The following is a 24665-nucleotide window of genomic DNA, read 5'->3' as shown; positions in this document are numbered from 1 at the left end:
GTCGCACATGACCACTCAACAACCTTTGAGTAAATGGTCATTGACAAGTGTTGAATTGTGCGACTGCTCGCTCCGATGAGCGAATTGCTGTCGTTTCCAGGATCACCGGTCGACCAGGGGGATGAGGTGCTGTGCCTGGCGGCCCTGCGGCACCCGGGCCCGGTCCTCCTGGAGACCGAAGGTGGTGAAGGCGGTTCGGGTGGCGGGCGGGTAAGGGTCCTTTCCGGTGAGGGAGTTGAGGATGGTGGCGCTGCGCCAGGCGGCGAGGCCGAGGTCGGGTGCGCCCACGCCGTGGGTGTGCAGCTCGGCGTTCTGGACGTAGACCGAGCCGGTCACGGACGGGTCGAGGACGAGCCGGAACTCCTCGTCCACGCGCAGGCGTTCGCCGCTGTCGCGGCGCAGATAGGGGTCGAGCCCGGCGAGGATGCGGTCGAGCGGGCGCTCGCGGTAGCCGGTGGCGAGGACGACGGCGTCGGTCGTCAGCCGGGAGCGGCTGTCCTGCTGGAGGTGTTCCAGGTGCAGCTCGACCTTGGTGGTGGCGATCCGGCCGGCCGTGCGGACCCGGACGCCCGGGGTGAGGACGGCGTCGGGCCAGCCGCCGTGCAGGGTGCGCCGGTACAGCTCGTCGTGGATGGCGGCGAGGGTGCCGGCGTCGATGCCCTTGTGCAGCTGCCACTGGGCGGAGACCAGTCGGTCCCGGACGGGTTCGGCGAGGGCGTGGAAGAAGCGGGTGTAGTCGGGGGTGAAGTGCTCCAGGCCCAGCTTGGAGTACTCCATCGGCGCGAACGCCTCGCTGCGGCCGATCCAGTGCAGCTTCTCCCGCCCGGCGGGGCGGTGCCTGAGCAGGTCGAGGAAGACCTCGGCACCGGACTGTCCCGAGCCGACGACGGTGACGTGCTCGGCGGCGAGGATCTCGGAACGGTGGTCCAGGTAGTCGGCGGCGTGGACGACCGGCACGCCCGGGGCGTCGACCAGGGGCTTGAGCGGATCGGGCACGTAGGGCGCGCTGCCGACGCCCAGTACGACGTTGCGCGTGCAGGTGCGGCCCAGCGCCTCGGCCTCGCCCTCGGCGTCGAGCTGGGTGAAGTCGACCTCGAACACGTCCTGTTCGGGGTTCCAGCGGACCGCGTCGACCTGGTGGCGGAAGTGCAGCCCGGGCAGGCTCTGGGCGACCCAGCGGCAGTAGGCGTCGTACTCGGCGCGCTGGATGTGGAAGCGCTCGGCGAAGTAGAAGGGGAAGAGCCGCTCGCGGGTCCTGAGGTAGTTCAGGAAGCTCCACTGGCTGGTCGGGTCGGCGAGGGTCACCAGGTCGGCCAGGAACGGCACCTGGATGGTGGCGCCCTCGATGAGCAGGCCGGGGTGCCAGTCGAAGCCGGGACGCTGCTCGTAGAAGACGGCGTCGAGCTCGGCGAGCGGATGGGCGAGGGCGGCGAGGGAGAGGTTGCACGGGCCGATGCCGACGCCGACCAGGTCGCGGGGGGAGGTGGGCTCGTGGCGTGGGGGGTTGGTCATGCGCGGGTGCCTTCTTCTGCGAGTTTCAGGAGCTGGACCAGGTCGTCCGGCCGGGTGTGGGGGTTGAGCAGGGTGGCCTTGAGCCAGAGACGGCCGTCCAGCCGGGTCCGCCCGAGGACGGCCCGGCCCTCGTGCAGCAGCCTGCGGCGTACGGCGGCCACGGCGGCGTCGGCGGCGCCTGCGGGCCGGAACAGGACGGTGCTGATGACGGGCCGGTCGTACAGCTCGAAGCCGGGGTGCTCCTCGACCAGTGCGGCGAACTCGCGCGCGTGGGCGCAGACCTGGTCGACGAGGGCGCCGAGTCCGGTGCGGCCGAGGGTCTTCAGGGTGACCGCGGTCTTGAGGACGTCGGGGCGGCGGGTGGTGCGCAGGGAGCGGTCGAGCAGGTCGGGGAGCCCGGCCTCGGTGTCGTCGTCGGCGTTCAGGTAGTCGGCGTGCTGGTGGAGCACGGCGAGTTCGCTGGGGCGGGCGACGGCGAGGAGGCCCGCGGCGACCGGCTGCCAGCCGAGCTTGTGCAGGTCCAGGGTGACGGTGTGGGCGGCGTCCAGCCCGGCGAGTTTCTCCCGGTGCCGGTCGCTGAAGAGCAGGCCTCCGCCGTAGGCGGCGTCGATGTGCAGGCGGGCGCCGTGCGCGGCGCACAGGCCGGCGATCTCGGGCAGCGGGTCGATGAGGCCGGCGTCGGTGGTGCCGGCGGTGGCGGCGACCAGCAGCGGCCCGGAGAGGGTGGTGAGGGCCTCGTCCAGGGCGGCGAGGTCGAGGGTGCCGCCCGCCGCTGGGACGACGACCGGGTCGGGCAGGCCGAGCAGCCAGGCGGCGCGCGGCAGCGAGTGGTGGGCGTTCGCCCCGCAGACCAGCCGGACGCTGCCGCCGTGCGCCTCGCGGGCGAGCAGCAGGGCGAGCTGGTTGGACTCGGTGCCGCCGGTGGTGACGAGGGCGTCGGCGAGACCGGTGGCGCGGGCCAGGGCGCGGGTGACCGCGGCCTCCAGGGCGGAGGCTGCCGGGGCCTGGTCCCAGGAGTCCAGGGACGGGTTGAGGGCGCTGACGGCGAGGTCGGCGGCGGTGGCCACGGCGAGCGGCGGGCAGTGCAGATGCGCCGCGCACAGCGGGTCGGCGGGGTCGGCGGCGCCCTCGGCCAGGGCGTGCACGAGGGCGCGCAGGGCGTCGGGGTCGCCTTGGTCCGCCAGCACGTCCCCGAGCACGGCGGCGATGCGCGCGGTCACGGCCTCGGGCCCCCCGCCGGGCAGGGGCCCGCCACGCGATCGCGCACCGGCCGCGAGTGCGTCGAGGACGGTGTCGAGCAGGGGGCGCAGGGCGCCGGGGCCGTGCGGGCCCGAGGCGAGGGCCGGCGTGCGTGGAGACTCCTCACCGTTCATCGGCCGTCCCTCCGCTCGTGGACCGACCCTGGCCTTCCGGCTGTTACGGGTCCTTGGGCTTCCAGCTTGTACGGGAAGAGCCCCGTGTGTCCCGAAAGCCCAACGAGCGGAACCCGAAAGTGGGTACGGCGCGGGCGGAGCGCTCAGGCCTTTCCGCCGAAGTCCTCCGCGTGGTCCCGCGCCCACCGGGCGAACGTACGGGCCGGGGTGCCGGTGAGTTTCTGCACCGTGTCGGTGATCTCCGGCTGCACGCCGACCGTCTCCTCGAAGGTGCGCAGCAGCCGCTCCAGCATGGGCGCCGGGACGTGCGGGAACAGCTCCGGGCCCGCCTGGCGCGGGTCTGTCTCGACGAACGTCAGCTCCCTGCCGAGGGCGTCGCCGATCGCCGCGAGCTGTCCGGCGTTGCTGATCGCCTCGGGTCCGGTCAGCCGGTGCACGGCGCCTTCGTGCCCGCTGTCGAGCAGGACCCGCTCGGCGACGGCCGCGATGTCGTCCTCGTGGATGGGTGCGGAGAGCCCCTCCGCGAACACGCCCCGGACGGCGTCGCCGGTGCGGATCTGCGGAGCCCACTGCAGGGCGTTGGTGGCGAAGGCGTTCGGGCGCAGGAAGGTCCAGTCGAGCCCGCTGTCGCGGATCTGCTGTTCCGCGGTGGCGTGCATGGCGTGGATGGGATGGGTCTCGTCGGCGCCCTCCTGGATGATGCCGCTGGAGAGCAGCACGACATGCCGCACCCCGTGGGCGCGGGCGGCCGCCAGGAGGTCGGGCGTGCCGGCCTGTGCGTACAGGAAGAGGGCCGTCGCCCCGCCGAACAGGGCGGCGGGGTCGTCCGGCTGGAACCGGACCACCTCGGCGCCGACGGGCAGGGCGGCCCGCTGCGGGTCGCGGGTGAGCGCCCGCACGGGCCGGCCTGCGGCGAGGAGACGGTCGACGAGGGCACGGCCGACATTGCCGGTCGCGCCGGTCACTACGATCACGGAAACTGCCTCCGAAGGATCGGACTGGTTGTTCCTGACAGCCCGAGCCTAGGAAGGCCGTCCGGACCGGCGCATCGTCGGCAGGGACCAGCCGCGCCCTAGGCCGCAGGGCTTACTCCGTGCGCGCCGTCTGTTCCATCGGTCCGTCCTGTTCGCCGCGCACCCGCAGGGCGCGGGCCAGGTCGTCGAGGCGGTCGGCGAGGGTGCGGCGCAGTGCCGGGGTGGGGTCGGTGCTCTGCAGACAGGCCTCGCCGAGGCGCAGGTTCTCGGTGTCGACGGCATGGGCCGGGAAGGCCCAGCGGCCGGCGGCGACCGCTATGGCGGGGCCGCGCCGGGCACCGACGGCGACGGCGTCGGTGTAGAAGCGCGGCACGTACTCCCGTACCAGATCGGCCTGTTCGGGCTGCCAGAAGCCTTGGGCGGTGGCCGTGAACAGGTAGTTGGACAGGTCGTCGCCGGCGAACATCGCCTCCCAGGCCGCCCGTTTGGCCTCCGGGTCGGGCAGGGCGGCTCGGCAGCGGGCGGCGCCTTCCTGGCCGGTGGCGCTCGGGTCGCGCTCCAGCTCGGCGGCGATGGCGGCCTCGTCGGTGGCACCGAGCACGGCGAGCCGGCCGAGGATGCGCCAGCGCAGCTCGGGGTCGAGTTCGGGGCCGCCGGGCACCGTGCCGTCGGCGAGCCAGGCGGCGATGGTGTCGGGGTGGGCGGCCACGGAGATCAGATGCCGTACGGCGATCAGGCGCAGGCCGGGGTGGTCGCCGTCCTCGGTGCGCCGCAGCAGGTCGCGGCAGAGGGCGGTGAGGGTCGACAGGGCGGCCGGCCGGTCCTCGGGCGTCAGGTACTGGTCGGCGATCTGGCCGGAGGCGAAGGCGAGGACGCCCTGGACCAGGGCGAGGTCGGTCTCGCGCGGCAGGTGGGCGCGGGCCGTCTCCAGGTAGGCGGCGGGCGGGAGTTCGCCGTCGCGTACGGCGTCCCTGAGGGCGTTCCAGACGACCGCCCGGGTGAGCGGGTCGGGCAGGCCCGACAGGCCGGCGCGGAGCGTGTCGAAGGACTCGGCGTCGAAGCGGACCTTGGCGTAGGTGAGGTCGCCGTCGTTGAGCACGAGCAGCGCGGGGCGCTTGCCGATGGGCTGCGGGGCGCTCTGCGGGACGTCGAGGTCGAGGCGCTCGCGCAGCACCAGCCGGTCCTCGTCGGCCGGGTCGTGGTCGTACAGGCCGGCGGTGAGGCGGTGCGGGCGGCTGCCCGTGCGGTCGACGGTGAGCGTGCAGGTGCTCCCGGCGGAGGCGGTCACCGGGGTCAGGGTGTCGACGCCGGTGGTGCGCAGCCAGCTGTCGGCCCAGCCGGGCACGTCGCGCTCGGTGGCGGAGGCGAGGGAGTCGATGAAGTCGGCGAGGGTGGCGTTGCCGAACCTGTGGCGGGCGAAGTGGGTGTTGATGCCGGCGAGGAAGTCCTTCTCGCCGAGCCAGGCCGCGAGTTGGCGCAGCGCCGAGGCGCCCTTGGCGTAGGAGATGCCGTCGAAGTTGAGCAGCGCGGAGGCCGTGTCGTCGACCTTCTCGGGGGCGACGGGGTGGGTGGTGGGCCGCTGGTCGGCGTCGTAGCCCCAGGCCTTGCGGGTGACGCCGAACTCGGTCCAGGGGCCGGTGAAGCGGGTGGCCTCGGCGGTGGTCTGGTAGCCCATGTACTCGGCGAAGGACTCGTTCAGCCAGATGTCGTCCCACCACTTGAGGGTGACGAGGTCGCCGAACCACATGTGGGCCATCTCGTGCGCGATGACCATGGCGCGGGTCTGCCGCTCGGTGTCGGTGACGGCGGAGCGGTAGACGAAGTCGTCGCGGAAGGTGACCAGGCCGGGGTTCTCCATGGCGCCCGCGTTGAACTCGGGGACGAACGCCTGGTCGTAGGAGTCGAAGGGGTACGGCTCCTCGAACTTCTCGTGGTAGCGGTCGAAGCACGCGCGCGTGACGTCGAGGATCTCCTCGGCGTCGGCCTCCAGGTGGGGCGCGAGGGAGCGGCGGCAGTGGATGCCGAAGGGGAGTCCGCGGTGTTCGGTGCGTACCGAGTGCCAGGGGCCGGCGGCGACGGCGACGAGGTAGGTGGAGATGAGCGGGGTGGGAGCGGCCTGCCAGCGGCCGTCGGCGCGCTGCTCGGTGACGCCGTTGGCGAGTACGGTCCAGCCCTCGGGCGCCTTCACGCAGACTTCGAAGACGGCTTTCAGGTCGGGCTGGTCGAAGGCGGCGAAGACACGTTGGACGTCGTCCATGAACATCTGTGTGTAGACGTACGTCTCGCCGTCGCTCGGGTCGGTGAAGCGGTGCATGCCCTCGCCGGTGCGGGAGTAGCGCATGGCCGCGTCGACGCGCAGTTCGTGCTCCCCGGCGGAGAGGTTCTTCAGCGGCAGCCGGCCGTCGTCGAGCGACTCGGGGTCGAGGGGCTCGCCGTCGAGCTCGGCGGCGCGCAACTCCACGGGCTTCAGCTCCACGAACGTGTCCCCGGCGGACCGCGCGGTGAAGCGGACCACGGTGCGGGAGTCGAAGGTCTCGTCCCCGGTCGTGAGGTCCAGTTCGACCGTGTAGCGGTGGACGTCGAGGAGCTGTGCTCGGAGCTGCGCTTCATCGCGCGTGAGTGCGGACATGCAGGCCATGCTGCCTGATCGCACTGACAGCGCACAGGGGGTGGGCGGCTTCACCGCATATGTCCGGCTCGCTGCCCGACCGTACCCGCGCCGGGCTCGCTTCCGCACGCCCCCCGACCGCGTCTGGCCGCTCCGGACCGCACCTGGACCATGTGAGCCGTACCCGACCGCTCGCGTCCGATCCTGGAGGATCCCCGCTCGCTCTTGACCGTTCCCGTCCGGTCTTCGACCGCCCGTTCCCGTCCGACCCTGGACCGCCCGCTCCCCCTCCCGTCCGGCCGATCTCGTCCGGCCCGGACCGCCCGCTCCCTGTCCCCTTCGATCCCCCTCCGGCCCGCGACCGTGGGCACCACCGCCGGCCGGACGGCGGCCCGCCCCGGCCGGGGTCAGTCGGCCGCCTGCTGGCCGTTGGCGGTGTCCTCGGCGATGCGCTCGTGGTGGCGGATCACCTCGGCGATGATGAAGTTCAGGAACTTCTCGGCGAAGGCCGGGTCCAGCTTGGCGTTCTCGGCGAGGCGGCGCAGCCGCGCGATCTGGCGGGCCTCGCGGGTCGGGTCGGCGGGCGGCAGCTGGTGCACGGCCTTGAGCCGGCCGACCTGCTGGGTGGCCTTGAACCGCTCGGCGAGCAGGTGGACGACGGCCGCGTCGATGTTGTCGATGCTGTCGCGCAGCCGCTCCAGTTCCTGGCGGACCTCGGGGTCCACGTCACCGGTTCCGGTGTTGCTGGTGGTCATGCATGTCACCCTATGGGTTCTCCGGGCCGGTCATCCGGGCTGTCCGGAGAGTGGATCATCGGCGGATCGTCCGGGTCCGGTACCCGGTCGCTCCAGCCGCCGGGCACGCTGCGGCCCTGCTGGGCACGGAAGCGGACCGGGGCGAGGCCCACCCGGCGGGTGAACAGCCGGGAGAAGTACGCGGGGTCGTCGTAGCCGACGCGGCGGGCGACGGCGGCGACCGGCAGCTCGGTGGCGGCGAGGAGTTCCTTGGCGCGGCCGAGGCGGATGCCGAGCAGGTAGTCCTTGGGGCTGCACCCGGCGGCCCGGCGCACGGCACTGCGCAGCTCCGCGGGCGTCATGCCGTGCACGCGCGCGTGGTCGGCGACGCTCATCGGCGTGCAGGCGTCCCGCTCGAGCGCCTGGAGCACCTGGGCGCCGTCCGGGGCGAGGTCGGCACGGGCGCGGCGCAGGGAGACCAGCAGTTCGTGCACGGCCGCCGCGGTCTCCACCTCCAGCAGCGGGTTGCCGCGGCGCGCCGCGCGGGCGATGCGGGCGACCACCGCGCGGGGCCCGGAGGCGTCGGAGAGCGGCACGACGGGCCGCTCGGGCTCGATGTAGCCGAGCTCGGTGTACGTCGTGGTGGCGGGCCCGGCGAAGTCGACGAAGCCCTCGTCCCAGCCGGTGTCCGGATCGGGAGCGTAGTGGTGGGGCACCTTGGGGGTGAGCCAGAGCAGCGCGGGCGCGGTGACGGTCGTACGGCGGCCGTCGGCGCCCCGGTGCCAGCCGCGGCCCGCGCTGATCACGACGGCCACGTGGTGGTCGAGGGTGCGCGGGCCGACCGTGGGCAGGGCGCCGTGCTGCAGGCCGACGCCGAGGCAGACCAGGCCGAGGCGGTGGTGGGCGGGGCCGGGGCTGAAGAACCGCATCCAGGTCTGGTACATCGGCGCTCCTCCCGGGCGTGCAGTGAGGCGGACTTTTGTCCAAGCAGCGACGATCTTCGTCCATGGCGCCGACCGCCGGAAGGGGTGAGGCTGGCGCGCATGAGCGAGTTCACGGTGGGGGAGACCGACTTCCTGCTGGACGGGCGGCCGGTACGGCTGCTGTCCGGGGCGCTGCACTACTTCCGGGTGCACGAGGGGCACTGGCGGCACCGGCTGGCGATGCTGCGGGCGATGGGCCTGAACTGCGTGGAGACGTACGTCCCCTGGAACCTGCACCGGCCGCGACCCGGCAGCGGCCACCGGGACGTGCAGGCGCTCGGCCGGTTCCTGGACGCGGTCCGGGAGGCCGGGCTGTGGGCGATCGTACGGCCGGGCCCCTACATCTGCGCCGAGTGGGAGAACGGCGGACTGCCGCCCTGGGTGACGGGCGAGCCGGGCACGCGCGTGCGCACGCGTGACGAGCGCTATCTGTCCCATGTGGAGCACTGGTTCCACCACCTGATGCACGAGGTCGTGCCCCGGCAGATCGACCGCGGCGGCCCGGTGATCCTCGTGCAGGTGGAGAACGAGTACGGCAGTTACGGCAGTGACACCGGCTATCTGGAGCACCTGGCCGGCCTGCTGCGCGCCAAGGGCGTCACGGTTCCGCTGTTCACCTCGGACGGCCCGGAGGACCACATGCTGACCGGCGGTTCGCTGCCCGGGGTGCTCGCCACGGTGAATTTCGGCTCCCACGCGCGCGTGGCCTTCGAGACCCTGCGCCGCCATCGCCCCGAGGGCCCGCTGATGTGCATGGAGTTCTGGTGCGGCTGGTTCGACCACTGGGCCGGCGAGCATGCCGTACGGGACCCGGAGGAGGCCGCCGGGGCGCTGCGGGAGATCCTGGAGTGCGGGGCGTCGGTGAACCTCTACATGGCGCACGGCGGTACGAGTTTCGGCGGCTGGGCGGGTGCCAACCGGGGCGGCGGCGAGCTGCACGAGGGCCCGCTGGAGCCGGACGTGACCTCCTACGACTACGACGCCCCCGTGGACGAGTACGGCCGCCCCACGGAGAAGTTCTGGCGCTTCCGCGAGGTGCTGGCCGCACACCACTCCGGTCCGCTGCCCGAACTGCCGCCACAGCCCGCCCCGTTGGCCCGCCCGGCCGAGGTGGCCCTCGGCGGCTGGGCCTCCTTGGGCGACACCCTGGAGACACTGGGCGGCGAGGAGAGAGTCGCCCCGCTGCCGCCCACCTTCGAGGAACTGCACGTCACCCGGGGCCTGGTGCGCTACGAGGTGGACGTGCCCGGCCCGCGGCGGCCGTACCCGCTGACCCTGCGCGGGCTGCGGGACCTCGCCGTGGTGTACGTCGACGGCGAACGGGCCGGGGTGCTCTCCGAGGAGGAGCCCCGCCTGAAGGAGCCCGTCGCGGGTCCCGCGCGCGTGGAGCTGTGGGTGGAGTCCCTCGGGCGGGTGAACTACGGGCCGCGCTTCGGCGAGGCGAAGGGGATCACCGGCGGCGTCCTGCACGAGCGGCAGTTTCTGCACGGGGTTCGCGCGCGTGGGCTGGATCTGGACGCGTTCGACGGCGGTGTGGACGCGGTGCCGTTCGGCCCGCTGCCCGCGGCGGGCGCACCGGGGCTGTACCGGGCCACCGTCGCGGTCCGCGGGGCCGGGGACGCGCGGCTGGAGCTGCCCGGCTGGACGCGCGGGTTCGTCTGGATCAACGGCTTCAACCTGGGCCGCTACTGGTCGGTGGGCCCCCAGCGGTCCCTGTACGTCCCCGGCCCGGTGCTGCGGGAGGGCGGGAACGAGGTGTGGGTGCTGGAACTGCAGGAGACGGACCCGGACCGGCCGGCGCCCCGGCTCCTGCCCGTGTGACCGGGCGCCCGGCGCGCCTACAGTGGAGAGGGGTTCCGGCGTCTTTGGGGGTGCGGACGTGGCGAACGGCGGACCGGTCCAGCACGGCTACCCGCACCTGGAGACGGTGCGGGCCGCCATCACCGCGCTGTACAAGCGGCTGTCCCACGACACCGTCCAGACGTTCTCGGCCAGCCTGGCCCCGGCCGACGTGGCCTTCTGCGACACCGACGACCTGCATCTGGGGGCGCAGCGGGTGGCCCGCGAGATCGTGCGGCACTTCCGGCTGCCGGACGCGCGGCTGATCGTCGGCTTCCGGGAGATGACCCATGCGGCGAACGTCGAACTGGCCGCGGGACCCGAGTACTTCGTGGAGCTGAACGACCGTTTCCGCACCCACCGCCGGGACATCGGCGCGGCACTCGCGCACGAGGTGGCGCACGTGTACCTCCACCGCCTGGACCTCTCCTTCCCCACGACGCCGGAGAACGAGATCCTCACGGACACGGTGACGACGTATCTCGGGGCCGGCTGGCTGCTGCTGGACGCCTTCCGGGAGGACGCGGTGTCCTCGCAGAAGCTGGGCTATCTCACCCCGGAGGAGTTCGGTTACGTCCTGGCCAAGCGGGCGCTGCTCTTCCACGAGGACCCCTCGGTGTGGTTCACCAGTCCGCAGGCCTACGACGCGTACGTCAAGGGGATGGCCGTCGCCCGCCGGGACGAGCAGCAGCCGCCGCTGACCGCCGCCGGCTGGGCGGGGCGACGGCGGTACGCCCATGACCGGCGGCACACGTCCGGTGTCCAGCCGACCGCCCCGTACTCCTTCTCCCCCGACCCCGCCGGCCATCTCCGCGTCTCCTTCTCCTGTCCCACCTGCCACCAGCGGATCCGGGTACCGGTGAAGGGGCGGGTCCGGGCGCGGTGCGGGCTGTGCCGGACGGTGCTGGAGTGCGACACGTAGGTTCGCCGCGCCAAGCTGGGGGGCTCCGCCCCCAGACCCCCGGCCTCGCCCACCCACCACCCGACTCGGTCGGCCGAGAAGCACAGGTCCCGACCCGGTCGGCCGGGACGCGCGGGGCCCGGCTCGGTCGGCCCGGGGCGTGCTCCTTTCGGCCCCGCCTCTCAGCCGACCGAGTCGGGTGGGCGGATTGGCCAGGGGGTCTGGGGGCGGAGCCCCCCAGGTGGCCCGGAATCGTCAGCCGAGCTGCTCTGCCGACCCCCGCCGAGGAAGCGCCGCGCACAAGCCCCCGCACAGCACGAACGCCCCGACAACCCACGGCATCGCGTCGGCCAGCGCCCCGCTCATCCCCGTGGACACCTGCCCGAAGAACACCGTGCCGACCACGCCGGCACCCACCGCTCCCCCGAACTGCTGAGCCGTCGAGAAGATGCCGGACGCCCCGCCGGCCAACTCCCCCGGCACCGCCGACAGCACCACGTTCACCAGCGGCACCACGAGGAAGCCGAGCCCCGACCCGGCGATGACCAGCCCCGGCGCCAGCGGCCACGCCCCGGCGTGCACCGCCGGCGCCCGGTCGACCGCGGCCCACACCCAGCCGAAGCCGCCGGCCATCAGCAGCGCCCCGGCACCCAGCACCAGCCGCCCGTACCGTACGGCGAGCCCGTCCGCGGCGGGCGCGGTGAGGAAACCGCCGGCCGAGAAGGCGACCGTCACCAGCCCGGCCTGCATCGGCGTGTACCGCTCGCCCGCCTGCAACCAGACCGCGAAGACCAGGAAGAAGCCCTGCATGCCGACGGAGAACAGCAGTTGGACGAGGACACCCACGGAGAACGCGGGGAGCCGGAAGGCGCGGGCGGGCAGCAGGGGCACCGTCCCGGGCCGGTGCCACCGGGCCTCGTACACCCCGAGCCCCGCCACGGTCACGACCCCCGCCCCGAGGCAGATCCAGCCCCACAGCGGCCAGCCGTTCTCCCGGCCCTGCACCAGTGGCAGCACGATCGCGACCAGTCCGCCGGCCAGCAGCAGGCTGCCCAGGGCGTCCGGCCGGCCCGCGGACCGCTCCCGCGTGGCCGGGACCAGCAGCAGCCCGCCGACGAAGGTCGCCACGGCCACCGGCACGTTCACCAGGAAGACCGAGCGCCAGCCCCAGCCGAAGAGATCCGCGTCCGTGAGCACCCCGCCGAGCAACAGCCCGACGGCGGAGGCGAACCCGGCGACGGCGCCGTACATCCCGAAGGCGGCCCCGCGCTCCTTGCCCGTGAAGAGGGTGCGGAACGAGCCGATCACCTGCGGCACCAGCACGGCGGCGAGGACGCCCTGCACCGCGCGGGCCGCGATCAGCTGCCCCGGCGACTGGGCGATCCCGCAGGCGAGGCTCGCCAGCCCGAAACCGGCCGTGCCGGCGAGGAAGAGCGGGCGGCGGCCGATGCGGTCGCCGAGGTGACCGGAGACGATCAGGGCGGCGGCGAAGCCGAGCAGATAGGCGGAGACGACCCACTGCAGGTCGCTCGCCGAGGCGTGCAGATCACGGCTGACGGACGGCACGGCCACGTTGACGATCGTCGTGTCCAGCAGGTCCATCAGCGCCGCGATCATCATCACGACGGCGGCGGCCCAGCGGCGCGGACGGGGCGCCGCGGCAGTGGCGGCTGGTTCGGTGAGTGTTGCGGACATGGAGGTCTCCTTGGCTCCTCGGCTCCAGATTTATTTCGTTCGACCTAACGAAAGAATTGCACCGACACGGCCGCTCCTGCAAGTCGTTAGTTCGACCGAACGAAATTTTTGCTAGCCTGGCGACATGGCCAAGGCAGACGAGAAGCCGGACGAGACGGCGCGGTCCGAGACGCTTCAGCGGCTCATGGAGGTGGGGCGGGTCCACAGCGGGGTCACGGTCATGTTCCACTCGGCCGTCGCCGCCAAGCAGGGGCTGAACGCGACGGAGGAGAAGACGCTCGACCTCCTCCAGCGGCACGGCCCGCTCACCGCGAAGGACCTCGCCGAACTGACCGGGCTCGCCCCCGCCTCCGTCACCGGGCTGCTCGACCGGCTGGAGACCAAGGGCTTCGTCCACCGGGTCAAGCACCCGACCGACAAGCGCCGGGTGCTGGTCGAACTGAACGAGGAGAAACTCGCCGAGCTGGCCGGGTTCTTCGAGGACTGGGCGCGGGACATCGTCGAGGCCTGCGAGGAGTTCGGCACCGACGAACTGCGGACCGTCATCCGCTTCCTGTCCGTCATGAGCGAGCGCCAGCGCGCCGCCGCGGCCCGCCTGACCGGCTGACCGTACGGCGGCTCTAGGAGCGTACGGCGATCCCGTCCAGCACCATCGACAGGTACTGGCGGGCGATCTCCTCGGGGCTGTGCAGGCCGCCCGGCCGGTACCAGGAGGCGGCGACCCAGACGGTGTCGCGCACGAAGCGGTAGGTGAGGCGGACGTCGAGGTCGGCGCGGAAGACGTGCTCGGCGACCCCGCGCTCCAGGGTGCCGAGCCATGCCTTCTCGAACCGCGCCTGCGACTCGGCGAGGAACGCGAACCGCTCCTGGGCGACGAGTTGCCTGCTCTCCTTCTGGTAGATCGCGACCGCGGCGCGGTGCCGGTCGATCTCCCGGAAGGACTCGGTGACGAGGGCCTCCAGCGTCTGGCGGGGCCCGAGTCCGGAGGCGAGGACGGTGTCGTAACCGTCCCACAGCTCGTCGAGGAAGGTCCGCAGGATCTCCTCGAGCATCGACTCCTTGGAGTCGAAGTGGTAGTACAGGCTGCCCGCGAGCATCCCGGCGTGGTCGGCGATCCGGCGGACCGTGGTGGCGTTGTAGCCGTGCTCGGCGAAGACCTCGGCAGCGGTGCTGAGGAGTTCACCGCGCCGGGCCGCCGCCGCGGTCACCTGGGGCTTCTTCTTGGTCGGCACACGCCCATTGTTTCAAACAGTTGTTAGGGAGCCCGCACGATGCCGGCGGCGCGTGCGGCCGACAGCCACCGCGGGAACTCGCCGACGAGCCGGTCGTACAGTGCGGCGTCGGAGAGGCTCCGCGGGTCCTGGCCGGCGTGGAAGAAGCCGGCGTTGTCCACGATCCGCCTGTCCGGCACGGCCAGTTCGTCCAGCTTCCGCAGGAACTCGAACTGCCGGCTGTCCGGGTCGCCGAAGCCGACGAACTGCCAGAACAGCGGGAGCCTGGCCGCCTTGCACAGATACCGTTCGGCGGCGAGCTTGTTGATCGGGCCGCCGTCGGTCTGGAAGACGACCAGGGCCGGGTCGGCGGCGCCGCTGTCCAGGTAGTGGTCGATGACGGCGTCCATGGCCAGGTGGTAGCTGGTCTTTCCCATGTGCCCGAGCCCGGCCACGATCCGCTCGACGCTGCCCTCGTGGCGGTCGATGGCGATGTCGGTGACCGCGTCGACGTCGGTGGAGAAGAACACCACCGGCACCCGGCCGTCGTCGTCCAGGTGCGCGGACAGGCCGAGCACCCGGTCGGCGAGCGCCTGCACGCTGCCGTCCCGGTAGTACGGCTTCATCGAGCCCGAGTGGTCGACCACCAGGTAGACGGCGGCGCGCAGCCCGTCCAGACCGTGTTTGACGAGTGACACTCCCGCCGACCTGTACGCGCCGACGAGCGCGGGCGCGGTCTCCGCCACCTTGCTGAGACTGATCGCGGCCATGTTCCCCCCTCGGCTTCCCGGGCAGCTTATGTGATCACCGGGCCCTGCTCTCGCCCCGACCGCTACATCTGCCTGGACTGCATGCGCGTCGGTCGAGGAGGGTCCGGCAGGACGAGAAGCCGATCCCGGCACGGCCGGATGCCGGACATGCAACGACGCCTGCCCGGGTCCGGTCGGGGACAGGGCAGGCGTCGTTCGGTGTTCCGTACGCCGTTGTACGGGACGTTCTTCGGGGTGCCGTCAGACCGCCAGGGCGCGGTCGGTCGGGCGGATGGGGGCCGGCAGGTCGCTGGCACCGGTCAGGAACCGGTCGACACCGCGGGCGGCCGAGCGGCCCTCCGCGATCGCCCACACGATGAGGGACTGGCCGCGGCCGGCGTCACCGGCGACGAACACACCCGGCACGTTGGTCTGGAAGTCGGCGTCGCGGGCGATGTTACCGCGTTCGTCGAGGTCCAGGCCGAACTGCTCGACCAGGCCGTTCTCCCGGTCGGTGCCGGTGAAGCCCATGGCGAGGGTGACCAGCTGGGCCGGGATCTTGCGCTCGGTGCCCGGCTTGGAGGTCAGCCTGCCGTCGACGAACTCGACCTCGGCCAGGTGCAGCCACTGCACGTTGCCGTCCTCGTCGCCCTCGAAGTGGGTGGTGGAGGCGGAGTAGATCCGCTCGCCGCCCTCCTCGTGGGCCGAGGTGACCTTGTAGAGGATCGGGAAGGTCGGCCAGGGCTGGTTGGTCGGGTGCCGCTCGTCGTTCGGGCGGGGCATGATCTCCAGCTGGGTGACGGAGGCCGCGCCCTGGCGGTGGGCGGTGCCCACGCAGTCCGCGCCGGTGTCACCGCCGCCGATGACGACGACGTGCTTGCCCTCGGCCGAGATCGGCGAGGCGACGTAGTCGCCCTCCTGGACCTTGTTGGCCAGGGGCAGGTACTCCATCGCCTGGTAGATGCCCTTGAGCTCGCGGCCCGGCACCGGCAGGTCACGCGCGGTCGTCGCGCCGACGGCCAGGACCACGGCGTCGTACCGCTTCTTCAGGTCCGTCGCCTTCAGGTCGCGGCCGATCTCGATGCCGGTGCGGAAGCGGGTGCCCTCCGCGCGCATCTGCTCGATACGGCGGTTGATGTGCCGCTTCTCCATCTTGAACTCGGGGATGCCGTACCGGAGGAGGCCTCCGACGCGGTCCGCGCGCTCGTAGACGGCGACCGTGTGGCCGGCCCGGGTCAGCTGCTGGGCGGCGGCGAGACCCGCCGGGCCCGAGCCGATGACCGCGACCGTCTTGCCGGACAGGCGCTCCGGGATCTGCGGGGCGACGTCCCCGGTCTCCCACGCCTTGTCGATGATCGAGACCTCGACGTTCTTGATGGTGACCGGCGGCTGGTTGATGCCGAGCACACAGGCCGACTCGCAGGGGGCCGGGCAGAGGCGACCGGTGAACTCCGGGAAGTTGTTGGTCGCGTGCAGGCGCTCCTGGGCGGCGGCCCAGTCCTCGCGGTAGGCGTAGTCGTTCCACTCGGGGATCAGGTTCCCCAGCGGACAGCCGTTGTGGCAGAACGGGATGCCGCAGTCCATGCACCGGCTGGCCTGCTTGCTGATGATCGGCAGCAGGGAGCCGGGGACGTAGACCTCGTTCCAGTCCTTGACGCGCTCACCGACGGGACGGGTCTTGGCGACCTCGCGGCCGTGGTTCAGGAAGCCCTTCGGGTCAGCCATTGATCGCCGCCTCCATCATCTTCTCGGTGATCTCGGTCTCGGTCAGACCGGCTCGCTCGGCGGCGTCCTTGGCGGCGAGCACTGCCTTGTACGTGCTGGGGATGATCTTGCTGAACCGCTCCACGGCCGTGTCCCAGTCGGCGAGCAGCTTCTCGGCGACCGTCGAGCCGGTCTCCTCGGCGTGGCGGCGCACCACGTCGTGCAGCCACTGCTTGTCCGTGTCGTCCAGCGCCTCGACCGAGCCGGCGTTGCCGACGTTGACGTTGTCGCGGTCGAGGTCGATGACGTAGGCGATGCCGCCGGACATGCCCGCCGCGAAGTTGCGGCCGGTCGGGCCGAGGACGACCGCGTGACCGCCGGTCATGTACTCGCAGCCGTGGTCGCCCACGCCCTCGGAGACGACCAGCGCGCCCGAGTTGCGCACGCAGAACCGCTCACCGGTACGGCCGCGCAGGAACAGCTCACCGCCGGTGGCGCCGTAGGCGATGGTGTTGCCCGCGATGGTCGAGTACTCGGCGAGGTGGTCGGCGGCCCGGTCCGGGCGGACGACGACCCGGCCGCCGGAGAGGCCCTTGCCGACGTAGTCGTTGGCGTCGCCCTCCAGGCGCAGCGTGACGCCACGCGGCAGGAACGCGCCGAAGGACTGGCCGGCGGAGCCGGTGAAGGTGATGTCGATGGTGTCGTCGGGCAGGCCCGCGCCGCCGAACTTCTTCGTCACCTCGTGGCCGAGCATGGTGCCGACCGTGCGGTTGATGTTGCGGATGGCGACCTGGGCGCGCACCGGCTGTGCCTCGGTGGCGTCCGAGGCGGCCAGGGCGTCGGCGGCCAGCTTGATGAGCTCGTTGTCCAGGGCCTTCTCCAGGCCGTGGTCCTGCTCGATCAGCCGGTGGCGCACCGCGCCCTCGGGCAGGTCCGGCACGTGGAACAGCGGCTGAAGGTCCAGGCCCTGCGCCTTCCAGTGGTCGACCGCGCGCTCGACGTCCAGCACCTCGGCGTGGCCGACGGCCTCCTCGATGGAGCGGAAGCCCAGCTCGGCCAGCAGCTCGCGGACCTCCTCGGCGATGAACTGGAAGAAGTTCACCACGTACTCGGCCTTGCCGGCGAAGCGGTCGCGCAGGACCGGGTTCTGGGTGGCGATGCCGACCGGGCAGGTGTCCAGGTGGCAGACGCGCATCATCACGCAGCCGGAGACGACGAGCGGCGCGGTCGCGAAACCGAACTCCTCGGCGCCGAGCAGCGCGGCGATGACCACGTCACGGCCGGTCTTCAGCTGGCCGTCGGTCTGGACCACGATCCGGTCGCGCAGGCCGTTGAGCAGCAGGGTCTGCTGGGTCTCGGCGAGGCCGAGCTCCCAGGGGCCGCCCGCGTGCTTCAGCGAGGTGAGCGGCGAGGCGCCCGTACCACCGTCGTGGCCGGAGATGAGGACGACGTCCGCGTGGGCCTTGGACACACCGGCCGCGACCGTGCCGACGCCGACCTCCGACACCAGCTTCACGTGGATACGCGCGGCCGGGTTGGCGTTCTTGAGGTCGTGGATCAGCTGGGCCAGGTCCTCGATGGAGTAGATGTCGTGGTGCGGCGGCGGGGAGATCAGGCCCACGCCCGGCGTCGAGTGACGCGTCTTCGCGACCCACGGGTAGACCTTGTGGCCGGGCAGCTGGCCGCCCTCGCCGGGCTTGGCGCCCTGGGCCATCTTGATCTGGATGTCGTCCGCGTTGACCAGGTACTCGGAGGTCACGCCGAAGCGGCCGGAGGCGACCTGCTTGATGGCGGACCGGCGGGCCGGGTCGTACAGGCGCTCCGGGTCCTCGCCGCCCTCACCGGTGTTGGACTTGCCGCCCAGCTGGTTCATGGCGATGGCGAGGGTCTCGTGCGCCTCCTTGGAGATGGAGCCGTACGACATCGCGCCCGTCGAGAACCGCTTGACGATCTCGCTCACCGGCTCGACCTCGTCGATGGGGATCGGGGCGCGGTCGGACGTGAAGCCGAACAGGCCGCGCAGCGTCATCAGGCGCTCGGACTGCTCGTTCACGCGGTCCGTGTACTTCTTGAAGATGTCGTAGCGGCCCGTGCGCGTGGAGTGCTGCAGGCGGAAGACCGTCTCCGGGTCGAAGAGGTGCGGCTCGCCCTCACGGCGCCACTGGTACTCGCCGCCGATCTCCAGCGCGCGGTGCGCGGGAGCGATGCCGGAGGCCGGGTAGGCCTTGGCGTGGCGGGCGGCGACCTCCTGGGCGACGACGTCGATGCCGACGCCGCCGATCTTGGTGGTGGTGCCGTTGAAGTACTTCTCGACGAAGGCCTCGTCCAGGCCGACGGCCTCGAAGACCTGGGCGCCGCGGTAGGAAGCGACGGTGGAGATGCCCATCTTCGACATGACCTTGAGCACGCCCTTGCCGAGGGCGTAGATCAGGTTCTTGATGGCCTTCTCCGGCTCCAGGCCGTTCAGGAACGTGCCGGCGCGCAGCAGGTCCTCGACCGACTCCATCGCCAGGTACGGGTTCACCGCTGCGGCGCCGTAACCGATCAGCAGCGCGACGTGGTGGACCTCGCGGACGTCGCCGGCCTCGACCAGCAGGCCCACGTGGGTGCGCTGCTTGGTGCGGATGAGGTGGTGGTGGACGGCCGCGGTGAGCAGCAGCGACGGGATCGGCGCGTGCTCGGCGTCGGAGTGGCGGTCCGACAGGACGATCAGGCGGGCGCCGTTGTCGATGGCGGCGTCGGCCTCGGCGCAGATCTCCGAGATGCGGGCGGCGAGCGCGTCACCGCCGCCGGAGACCCGGTACAGGCCGGACAGGGTCGCGGCCTTGAAGCCGGGCATGTCGCCGTCGGCGTTGATGTGGATGAGCTTGGCCAGCTCGTCGTTGTCGATCACCGGGAAGGGCAGGGTGACCGAGCGGCAGGAGGCAGCCGTCGGGTCCAGCAGGTTGCCCTCGGGGCCCAGTGACGAGCGCAGGGAGGTGACCAGCTCCTCGCGGATCGCGTCCAGCGGCGGGTTGGTGACCTGCGCGAACAGCTGGGTGAAGTAGTCGAAGAGCAGTCGCGGGCGCTCGGACAGGGCCGCGATCGGCGAGTCCGTGCCCATGGAGCCGATCGGTTCGGCGCCGGTGCGGGCCATCGGGGCGAGGATGACGCGCAGCTCCTCCTCGGTGTAGCCGAAGGTCTGCTGGCGGCGGGTGACCGAGGCGTGGGTGTGGACGATGTGCTCGCGCTCGGGCAGGTCGCCCAGCTCGATCTCGCCGGCCTCCAGCCATTCGGCGTACGGCTTCTCGGCGGCGAGGGTCGCCTTGATCTCGTCGTCCTCGATGATGCGGTGCTCGGCGGTGTCGACGAGGAACATCTTGCCGGGCTGCAGGCGGCCCTTGCGGACGACCTTGGCGGGGTCGATGTCGAGGACGCCGACCTCGGAGCCGAGGACGACGAGGCCGTCGTCGGTGACCCAGTAGCGGCCGGGGCGCAGGCCGTTGCGGTCGAGCACGGCGCCGACCTGGGTGCCGTCGGTGAAGGTGACGCAGGCGGGGCCGTCCCAGGGCTCCATCATCGTGGAGTGGAAGCCGTAGAAGGCGCGCCGGGCCGGGTCCATGGAGTCGTGGTTCTCCCACGCCTCCGGGATCATCATCAGCACGGAGTGCGGCAGCGAGCGGCCGCCCAGGTGCAGCAGCTCCAGGACCTCGTCGAAGGAGGCGGAGTCGGAGGCGTCCGGCGTGCAGACCGGGAAGATCCGCTCCAGCTTCTCCTGCGGCCCGAACAGGTCGGAGACCAGCTGGGACTCGCGGGCGCGCATCCAGTTGCGGTTGCCCTTGACGGTGTTGATCTCGCCGTTGTGCGCGACGAAGCGGTAGGGGTGGGCGAGCGGCCACGACGGGAAGGTGTTCGTGGAGAACCGGGAGTGCACGAGCGCGATCGCGGAGGCGAAGCGGCGGTCGGACAGGTCCGGGAAGAAGGGCTCCAGCTGGCCGGTGGTCAGCATGCCCTTGTAGACGATGGTGCGCGCGGAGAGCGACGGGAAGTAGACACCGGCCTCGCGCTCGGCGCGCTTGCGCAGCACGAACGCCTTGCGGTCCAGCGCGATGCCCTCGCTGGCGCCGTCGGTCACGAAGATCTGCCGAAACACCGGCATGGTGGAGCGGGCGGTGGCGCCCAGCAGCTCGGGGGCGACGGGAACCTCGCGCCAGCCGAGGACGGTCAGCCCTTCCTCGGTCGCGATCGTCTCGATCTTCGAGACGGCGTCAGCGGTCCCCGCCTCCGGCAGGAAGGCGATGCCCACCGCGTAGGAGCCCGCCGCGGGAAGGTCGAATCCGGCCACTTCGCGGAAGAAGGCGTCGGGCACCTGGGAGAGGATGCCGGCGCCGTCGCCCGAGTCGGGCTCGGAGCCGGTGGCACCGCGGTGCTCCAGGTTGCGCAGGACGGTGAGTGCCTGCTCGACAAGCGTGTGGGACGCCTCGCCGGTGAGGGTGGCGACGAAACCGACGCCACAGGCGTCGTGTTCGTTGCGGGGGTCGTACATACCCTGCGCAGCAGGGCGAGCATCCATGAAGGACCAGTTCTGGCCATTCGCGGAGTGCTGGGACGGCTGGCGCGGCGTACGCATCGGCTCTCCCGTCGTCGTCATCAGGCATGTGGCAGGTGCCGAGGGACGACGTTGGCCCTCTGCGTTATCTCAAAATTTCGTGCAGGTTACATGATGGGGCGGTTCCCGGGAAGCGGATAGACCGTTCCAACATGCGGACGCCACGGGGTCCGTGGCAAAGGTGCCGCACGGTGGCGGCGGGGTGCCGCCGACGGCTGGATGCCGCACAGGACGGCTGGGTGCCGCACGGAGGCGGCGGGCCGCGCGTGACAGCCCGGGGTGCCGCGCGGTGACGGCGAACGTGTGAAGGGGACCGAACGGACAAGATCGGTCGGATCGGCGTCCGGCGGCCCAAGGGGGGCGGGGGGAGCGTCTTCACTCACCCCGCGGGGGTGCGGCAGGCTTCGTTGCCCACAGCGCTTACGGCTCATGCCCGGTGGTCACGCGGTCGAAACCAGCGAGTAACGGGGCTTTGGCGGTTACTTATGCGGCCCAACGCATAAGTGCCGACGAGGCTATCCTACGGCCGTCCCGAACAGGGTGCCCAGGGCGTACGTCACACCGGCCGCCGCACCGCCCAGCGCGAGCTGCCTGAGGCCGCTGTACCACCAGCTCCGCGCGGTCACCTTGGCCACCACGGCACCGCAGCCGAAGAGCCCGGCGAGGGCGAGCAGCACGGTGGGCCACAACGCGGTCGCACCGAGCAGGAACGGCAGTACGGGCAGCAGGGCGCCGAGCGCGAAGGAGCCGAAGGAGGAGACGGCGGCGACCAGCGGCGAGGGCAGGTCGCCGGGGTCGATGCCCAGCTCCTCGCGGGCGTGGATCTCCAGGGCCTGCTCGGGATCCCTGGACAGCTGCCGCGCGACCTCCCGGGCCAGGTCGGGCTCCACGCCCCGGGCGACATACAGCGCCGCGAGCTCGTCCTCCTCGTCCTGCGGATGCTTGCGCAGCTCACGGCGCTCGACATCGAGCTCGGCCTCGACCAGCTCCCGCTGGGAGGCGACCGAGGTGTACTCGCCGGCCGCCATGGAGAAGGCACCTGCCGCCAGCCCCGCGAGCCCGGTGATGACAATGGTCTGCTGGCTCACGGAACCACCGGCCACACCCGTCATCAGGGCGAGGTTGGAGACCAGCCCGTCCATGGCACCGAAGACGGCGGGCCGCAGCCACCCTCCGTTGACATCGCGGTGGGTGTGGTTGTCACGGTGCGCCTCGTGCAGCGCGGCCTGGGTTTCGATGATGGCCATGGCGGACCCCCCGGATAGCTTAGCCAAAGCTAACTTTGGACGAGTTCTACTTTTCGACCCCACTGAACCTACGCCCCTTCCGTCGCCCCCGCCAGCAAGGAAAGGCTGGGCTAACCTGCACCTTTACCTGCCTTTGCTCATCCGTGCATGATCAAGCTCAGATGCCAAGAGAGTGACGCGAACCATGCGGAGGCACGCGCGCGGGCACGCCGTGGCACACATCCGCAAAGCGTCTTCGTGGTCCCGCCGTCTTCGGGGTCCCGCTGAAGGTGGCCGAAGGAGGCCGTCCCATGGCATCGATCGCCTGCACTCCCCCGGTTCCGGCGCCCGAGGACGCCGCCGGGCTCCGGGACAGGGGCCGCGCCGCGCTGCTCGGCCTGGCCGTCGGAGACGCGCTGGGGGCGCCCGCGGAGAACCTCAGGCCGTCCGAGATCCGCGCCCGCTGGGGCCGTATCACGGGCTATGTGGCCGACGCTCCGTCCGGCACGGACGACACGGAGTACGCGATCTTCTCGGGCCTGTTGCTCGCCCGCCACGGCCCGGCACTGACTCCGGGGCATGTGGAGGCGGCCTGGCACGAGTTGATCGCCGACCGTGCCGAGGGCCCCTTCCGGGGCGCCGGTTTCAGCGAACGCGGCACGCTGGAGAACCTGCGCCGGGGCCTCGCCGCCCCCGTCTCGGCCCAGCACCGGCACGCCTGGAGCGACGGTCTGGCCATGCGGGCGGCCCCCTTCGGCGTCTTCGCCGCCGGCCGCCCCGCCGAAGCGGCCCGCCTGGTGGCGATCGACGGTTCGGTGAGCCACGAGGGCGAGGGCATCCACGGCGGGCAGGCGGTCGCGGCGGGGGTGGCGGCGGCGATGACGGGCGCCCCGGTTCCGGTGGTGATCGCCTCCGCTCTGGCGGTGATCCCCGAGGACTCCTGGACGGCGCGCTCCCTGCGCCGGGCGGTGGCCGTCGCCCACCGCGGCGAACGAGCGGTCCGCTCCGCGGTCGTCATCGGCGGCTATCCCTGGACCGACCTGGCCCCCGAGGCGGTCGCCCTCGCCTTCGGCGCGTACGCGGCGGCCGACGGCGACTTCGCGGAAGCGGTCCTCACGGCCGTCAACATGGGCCGTGACGCGGACACGACGGCGGCGGTGGCCGGCGCCCTGGCGGGCGCGACCCAGGGGAGCGCGGCGATTCCGGCGCACTGGGCGGAGGCGATCGGCCCGGTCCGGGGCCGCTGCCTGTCGTGCGTGGCGGGCCGGCACGTCCTGGACGTGGCGGACCTGCTGGTGCCGGGCCCCGCCGGGAAATCCACCCCCGCGGTGCCGACGACCCAGCCGGCCGAGCAACCCCCGCTCACACGCGGACGGGTGGTCGAACGGGGGTCCAGGGAGCGAAGCCCCCTGGTCGGCGCGGACAGCGAGGGCCGGCCATGAAGCCCCGCCGTATCGAGGGCCTGCTGCTCGGCCTGGCCGCGGGCGACGCCGCCGGCTGGCCGGCCGCCCGGCACCGGGCCGCCCGCATGCCCGAGTGGACCCGGCGTCTCACCCGCGAGCTGGACACCTTCGCCGAGCAGAACGCCACCACCACCCTCCCGGTGCCGATCGCCCTCAACCAACCTCCCGAACCCCTCCGTCTCGGCCCCTCCGACGACGCCGAATGGGCGGCCTTCGCCGCGGAGGCGGTGCTGCGGGCCGGCGACGACGACGCGCTCGGCGACCTCAGCCGAGAGCGCCGTACCCGCGCTGCCATCGACCTGACCTGGACCGCCGTGGCCGCCGAGGTCGCCGCGGCAGCGGACCGCGCCCCCGAGGTCGAGTCCGCCGTGCTCCCCCTGCGCGCCCGCATCTCCGTGCGCACCGGCCTCGGCAACCTCGCCGCCGGCCTGCGCCCGCCCGCCACCGGCCACGACAACCCGCACTACTTCGACGACGCCGCCTGCGTCCGCGCGTGTGTCCTCGCCGTCGCGCACCCCGGCGACCCCGAACGCGCCGCCGCGCTCGCCGAGTTCGACGCCCGCTACACCCAGGACGGCGACGGTGTGCACGGCGCCCGCGCGATGGCCGCCGCCCTCGCGCTCGCCCTCGCCGACGCCGAGACGGACGCGTGCGTGAGCGCCGCGCTCGCCGAACTCCCGCCCGACACCGAGATCGGCCGCAACGCCCGCCACGCGCTCGCCCTCGCCGAGGACGCGGCCCACGACTCCGCCTTCGCCCTCGTCCCGCTCCTCGAGCACCAGATCGTCGACCACGTCTACAGCTACGGCATCGCCGCCGCCGAGACCGTCCCGGTCGCCCTCGCCCTGGCCACCGCCGCCCGCGGCCGTATCGCCGAGGCCGTTCCCGCCGCCGCCTGTCTGTCCCGGGTCGCCGACTCCGCTCCCGCCCTCGCGGGCGCCCTCACCGGGGCCCTCGGCGGCGGCGCGGCCATCCCGCAGACCTGGCGGGACGCCTGCCGCACCCTGTCCGGCTGCGCCCTGCCCCGCCTCACCGGCACCGACCTGGTGGAACTCGCCGGACTCCTGGAAGCCGCACAACCGGCCCACCCAGGAGGATGATTCGG

General features: G+C 72.4%; 17 protein-coding genes. 5 read left to right on the top strand and 12 right to left on the bottom strand.

Annotation, left to right across the window (positions count from 1 at the left end; all coding sequences use genetic code 11):
- Positions 1–102 precede the first annotated feature (102 nt).
- The 6 genes from ACFYZB_RS03745 to ACFYZB_RS03720 form a co-directional block, all read right to left on the bottom strand.
- Complete coding sequence (locus ACFYZB_RS03745; protein ID WP_388753910.1) at positions 103–1512, bottom strand: lysine N(6)-hydroxylase/L-ornithine N(5)-oxygenase family protein; 1410 nt, start codon at positions 1510–1512, stop codon at positions 103–105.
- Positions 1509–2885 (bottom strand): pyridoxal phosphate-dependent decarboxylase family protein, encoded by a 1377-nt coding sequence (locus tag ACFYZB_RS03740; protein ID WP_388753907.1) that lies wholly within the window; start codon positions 2883–2885, stop codon positions 1509–1511. Before ACFYZB_RS03740 ends, ACFYZB_RS03745 begins: the two co-directional genes overlap by 4 nt.
- Before the next feature lie 143 nt (positions 2886–3028).
- Positions 3029–3859: an NAD(P)H-binding protein gene (locus tag ACFYZB_RS03735; protein ID WP_388753905.1), complete on the bottom strand. Its 831-nt coding sequence runs from the start codon at positions 3857–3859 to the stop codon at positions 3029–3031.
- A 112-nt stretch (positions 3860–3971) separates the two neighbouring features.
- Positions 3972–6488, bottom strand: a complete 2517-nt coding sequence (gene pepN / locus ACFYZB_RS03730) for an aminopeptidase N (RefSeq protein ID WP_388753903.1) — start codon at positions 6486–6488, stop codon at positions 3972–3974.
- A gap of 386 nt (positions 6489–6874) precedes the next feature.
- On the bottom strand, positions 6875–7222 hold the full coding sequence (locus ACFYZB_RS03725) for a chorismate mutase (RefSeq protein WP_388753900.1): 348 nt from the start codon (positions 7220–7222) through the stop codon (positions 6875–6877).
- A 5-nt stretch (positions 7223–7227) separates the two neighbouring features.
- On the bottom strand, positions 7228–8145 hold the full coding sequence (locus ACFYZB_RS03720; RefSeq protein WP_388753897.1) for a helix-turn-helix domain-containing protein: 918 nt from the start codon (positions 8143–8145) through the stop codon (positions 7228–7230).
- A 99-nt stretch (positions 8146–8244) separates the two neighbouring features.
- On the opposite strand from ACFYZB_RS03720, the gene ACFYZB_RS03715 reads away from it, so the two are divergent.
- Both ACFYZB_RS03715 and ACFYZB_RS03710 read left to right on the top strand, forming a co-directional pair.
- Entirely contained in the window at positions 8245–10005 is a 1761-nt protein-coding gene (locus ACFYZB_RS03715) for a beta-galactosidase family protein (RefSeq protein ID WP_388753894.1), read from the top strand.
- Positions 10006–10063: 58 nt separating this feature from the next.
- Positions 10064–10945 carry a hypothetical protein gene (locus ACFYZB_RS03710; protein WP_388753891.1) on the top strand — a complete coding sequence of 294 codons (882 nt, stop codon included), beginning with the start codon at positions 10064–10066 and terminating at the stop codon, positions 10943–10945.
- Positions 10946–11179: 234 nt separating this feature from the next.
- On the opposite strand, the gene ACFYZB_RS03705 is transcribed toward ACFYZB_RS03710, so the two are convergent.
- Positions 11180–12619, bottom strand: coding sequence for an MFS transporter (locus ACFYZB_RS03705; protein WP_388753889.1), 1440 nt, complete (start codon positions 12617–12619; stop codon positions 11180–11182).
- Positions 12620–12743: 124 nt separating this feature from the next.
- Between ACFYZB_RS03705 and ACFYZB_RS03700 the strand changes: the two genes are divergently transcribed.
- Positions 12744–13226 carry a MarR family winged helix-turn-helix transcriptional regulator gene (locus tag ACFYZB_RS03700; RefSeq protein ID WP_388753886.1) on the top strand — a complete coding sequence of 161 codons (483 nt, stop codon included), beginning with the start codon at positions 12744–12746 and terminating at the stop codon, positions 13224–13226.
- 13 nt (positions 13227–13239) lie between these two features.
- On the opposite strand, the gene ACFYZB_RS03695 is transcribed toward ACFYZB_RS03700, so the two are convergent.
- The 5 genes from ACFYZB_RS03695 to ACFYZB_RS03675 all read right to left on the bottom strand — a co-directional run bounded on the left by ACFYZB_RS03695 (position 13240) and on the right by ACFYZB_RS03675 (position 22118).
- Positions 13240–13851 carry a TetR/AcrR family transcriptional regulator gene (locus ACFYZB_RS03695; protein WP_351209311.1) on the bottom strand — a complete coding sequence of 204 codons (612 nt, stop codon included), beginning with the start codon at positions 13849–13851 and terminating at the stop codon, positions 13240–13242.
- Between the two features lie 23 nt (positions 13852–13874).
- Complete coding sequence (locus tag ACFYZB_RS03690; protein WP_388753883.1) at positions 13875–14600, bottom strand: VWA domain-containing protein; 726 nt, start codon at positions 14598–14600, stop codon at positions 13875–13877.
- 240 nt (positions 14601–14840) lie between these two features.
- Entirely contained in the window at positions 14841–16304 is a 1464-nt protein-coding gene (locus ACFYZB_RS03685) for a glutamate synthase subunit beta (protein WP_388753881.1), read from the bottom strand.
- Complete coding sequence (gltB, locus tag ACFYZB_RS03680) at positions 16297–20892, bottom strand: glutamate synthase large subunit (protein WP_388753878.1); 4596 nt, start codon at positions 20890–20892, stop codon at positions 16297–16299. The genes ACFYZB_RS03685 and gltB overlap by 8 nt, the downstream gene beginning before the upstream one ends.
- Positions 20893–21386: 494 nt before the next feature.
- Positions 21387–22118, bottom strand: a complete 732-nt coding sequence (locus tag ACFYZB_RS03675; protein WP_055705279.1) for a VIT1/CCC1 transporter family protein — start codon at positions 22116–22118, stop codon at positions 21387–21389.
- A gap of 290 nt (positions 22119–22408) precedes the next feature.
- On the opposite strand from ACFYZB_RS03675, the gene ACFYZB_RS03670 reads away from it, so the two are divergent.
- Positions 22409–23539: an ADP-ribosylglycohydrolase family protein gene (locus ACFYZB_RS03670; RefSeq protein WP_388753875.1), complete on the top strand. Its 1131-nt coding sequence runs from the start codon at positions 22409–22411 to the stop codon at positions 23537–23539.
- On the top strand, positions 23536–24660 hold the full coding sequence (locus tag ACFYZB_RS03665; protein WP_388753872.1) for an ADP-ribosylglycohydrolase family protein: 1125 nt from the start codon (positions 23536–23538) through the stop codon (positions 24658–24660). Before ACFYZB_RS03670 ends, ACFYZB_RS03665 begins: the two co-directional genes overlap by 4 nt.
- The last annotated feature ends 5 nt before the right edge of the window (positions 24661–24665 follow it).

Origin of the sequence: Streptomyces sp. NPDC001852 (genome assembly GCF_042891825.1) — a bacterium.
Classification (GTDB): domain Bacteria; phylum Actinomycetota; class Actinomycetes; order Streptomycetales; family Streptomycetaceae; genus Streptomyces.
This window is presented reverse-complemented; position numbering and strand designations above follow the sequence as displayed.

Excerpts from the sequence above, each read along its gene's own strand:
- ACFYZB_RS03745 (WP_388753910.1), bottom strand. The coding sequence starts at position 1,512 with ATGACCAACCCCCCACGCCACGAGCCCACCTCCCCCCGCGACCTGGTC.
- gltB (WP_388753878.1), bottom strand. The coding sequence starts at position 20,892 with ATGCGTACGCCGCGCCAGCCGTCCCAGCACTCCGCGAATGGCCAGAAC.
- ACFYZB_RS03725 (WP_388753900.1), bottom strand. The coding sequence starts at position 7,222 with ATGACCACCAGCAACACCGGAACCGGTGACGTGGACCCCGAGGTCCGC.
- ACFYZB_RS03675 (WP_055705279.1), bottom strand. The coding sequence starts at position 22,118 with ATGGCCATCATCGAAACCCAGGCCGCGCTGCACGAGGCGCACCGTGAC.
- ACFYZB_RS03715 (WP_388753894.1), top strand. The coding sequence starts at position 8,245 with ATGAGCGAGTTCACGGTGGGGGAGACCGACTTCCTGCTGGACGGGCGG.
- ACFYZB_RS03690 (WP_388753883.1), bottom strand. The coding sequence starts at position 14,600 with ATGGCCGCGATCAGTCTCAGCAAGGTGGCGGAGACCGCGCCCGCGCTC.
- ACFYZB_RS03670 (WP_388753875.1), top strand. The coding sequence starts at position 22,409 with ATGGCATCGATCGCCTGCACTCCCCCGGTTCCGGCGCCCGAGGACGCC.
- ACFYZB_RS03705 (WP_388753889.1), bottom strand. The coding sequence starts at position 12,619 with ATGTCCGCAACACTCACCGAACCAGCCGCCACTGCCGCGGCGCCCCGT.
- ACFYZB_RS03740 (WP_388753907.1), bottom strand. The coding sequence starts at position 2,885 with ATGAACGGTGAGGAGTCTCCACGCACGCCGGCCCTCGCCTCGGGCCCG.
- ACFYZB_RS03685 (WP_388753881.1), bottom strand. The coding sequence starts at position 16,304 with ATGGCTGACCCGAAGGGCTTCCTGAACCACGGCCGCGAGGTCGCCAAG.
- pepN (WP_388753903.1), bottom strand. The coding sequence starts at position 6,488 with ATGTCCGCACTCACGCGCGATGAAGCGCAGCTCCGAGCACAGCTCCTC.
- ACFYZB_RS03700 (WP_388753886.1), top strand. The coding sequence starts at position 12,744 with ATGGCCAAGGCAGACGAGAAGCCGGACGAGACGGCGCGGTCCGAGACG.
- ACFYZB_RS03665 (WP_388753872.1), top strand. The coding sequence starts at position 23,536 with ATGAAGCCCCGCCGTATCGAGGGCCTGCTGCTCGGCCTGGCCGCGGGC.
- ACFYZB_RS03720 (WP_388753897.1), bottom strand. The coding sequence starts at position 8,145 with ATGTACCAGACCTGGATGCGGTTCTTCAGCCCCGGCCCCGCCCACCAC.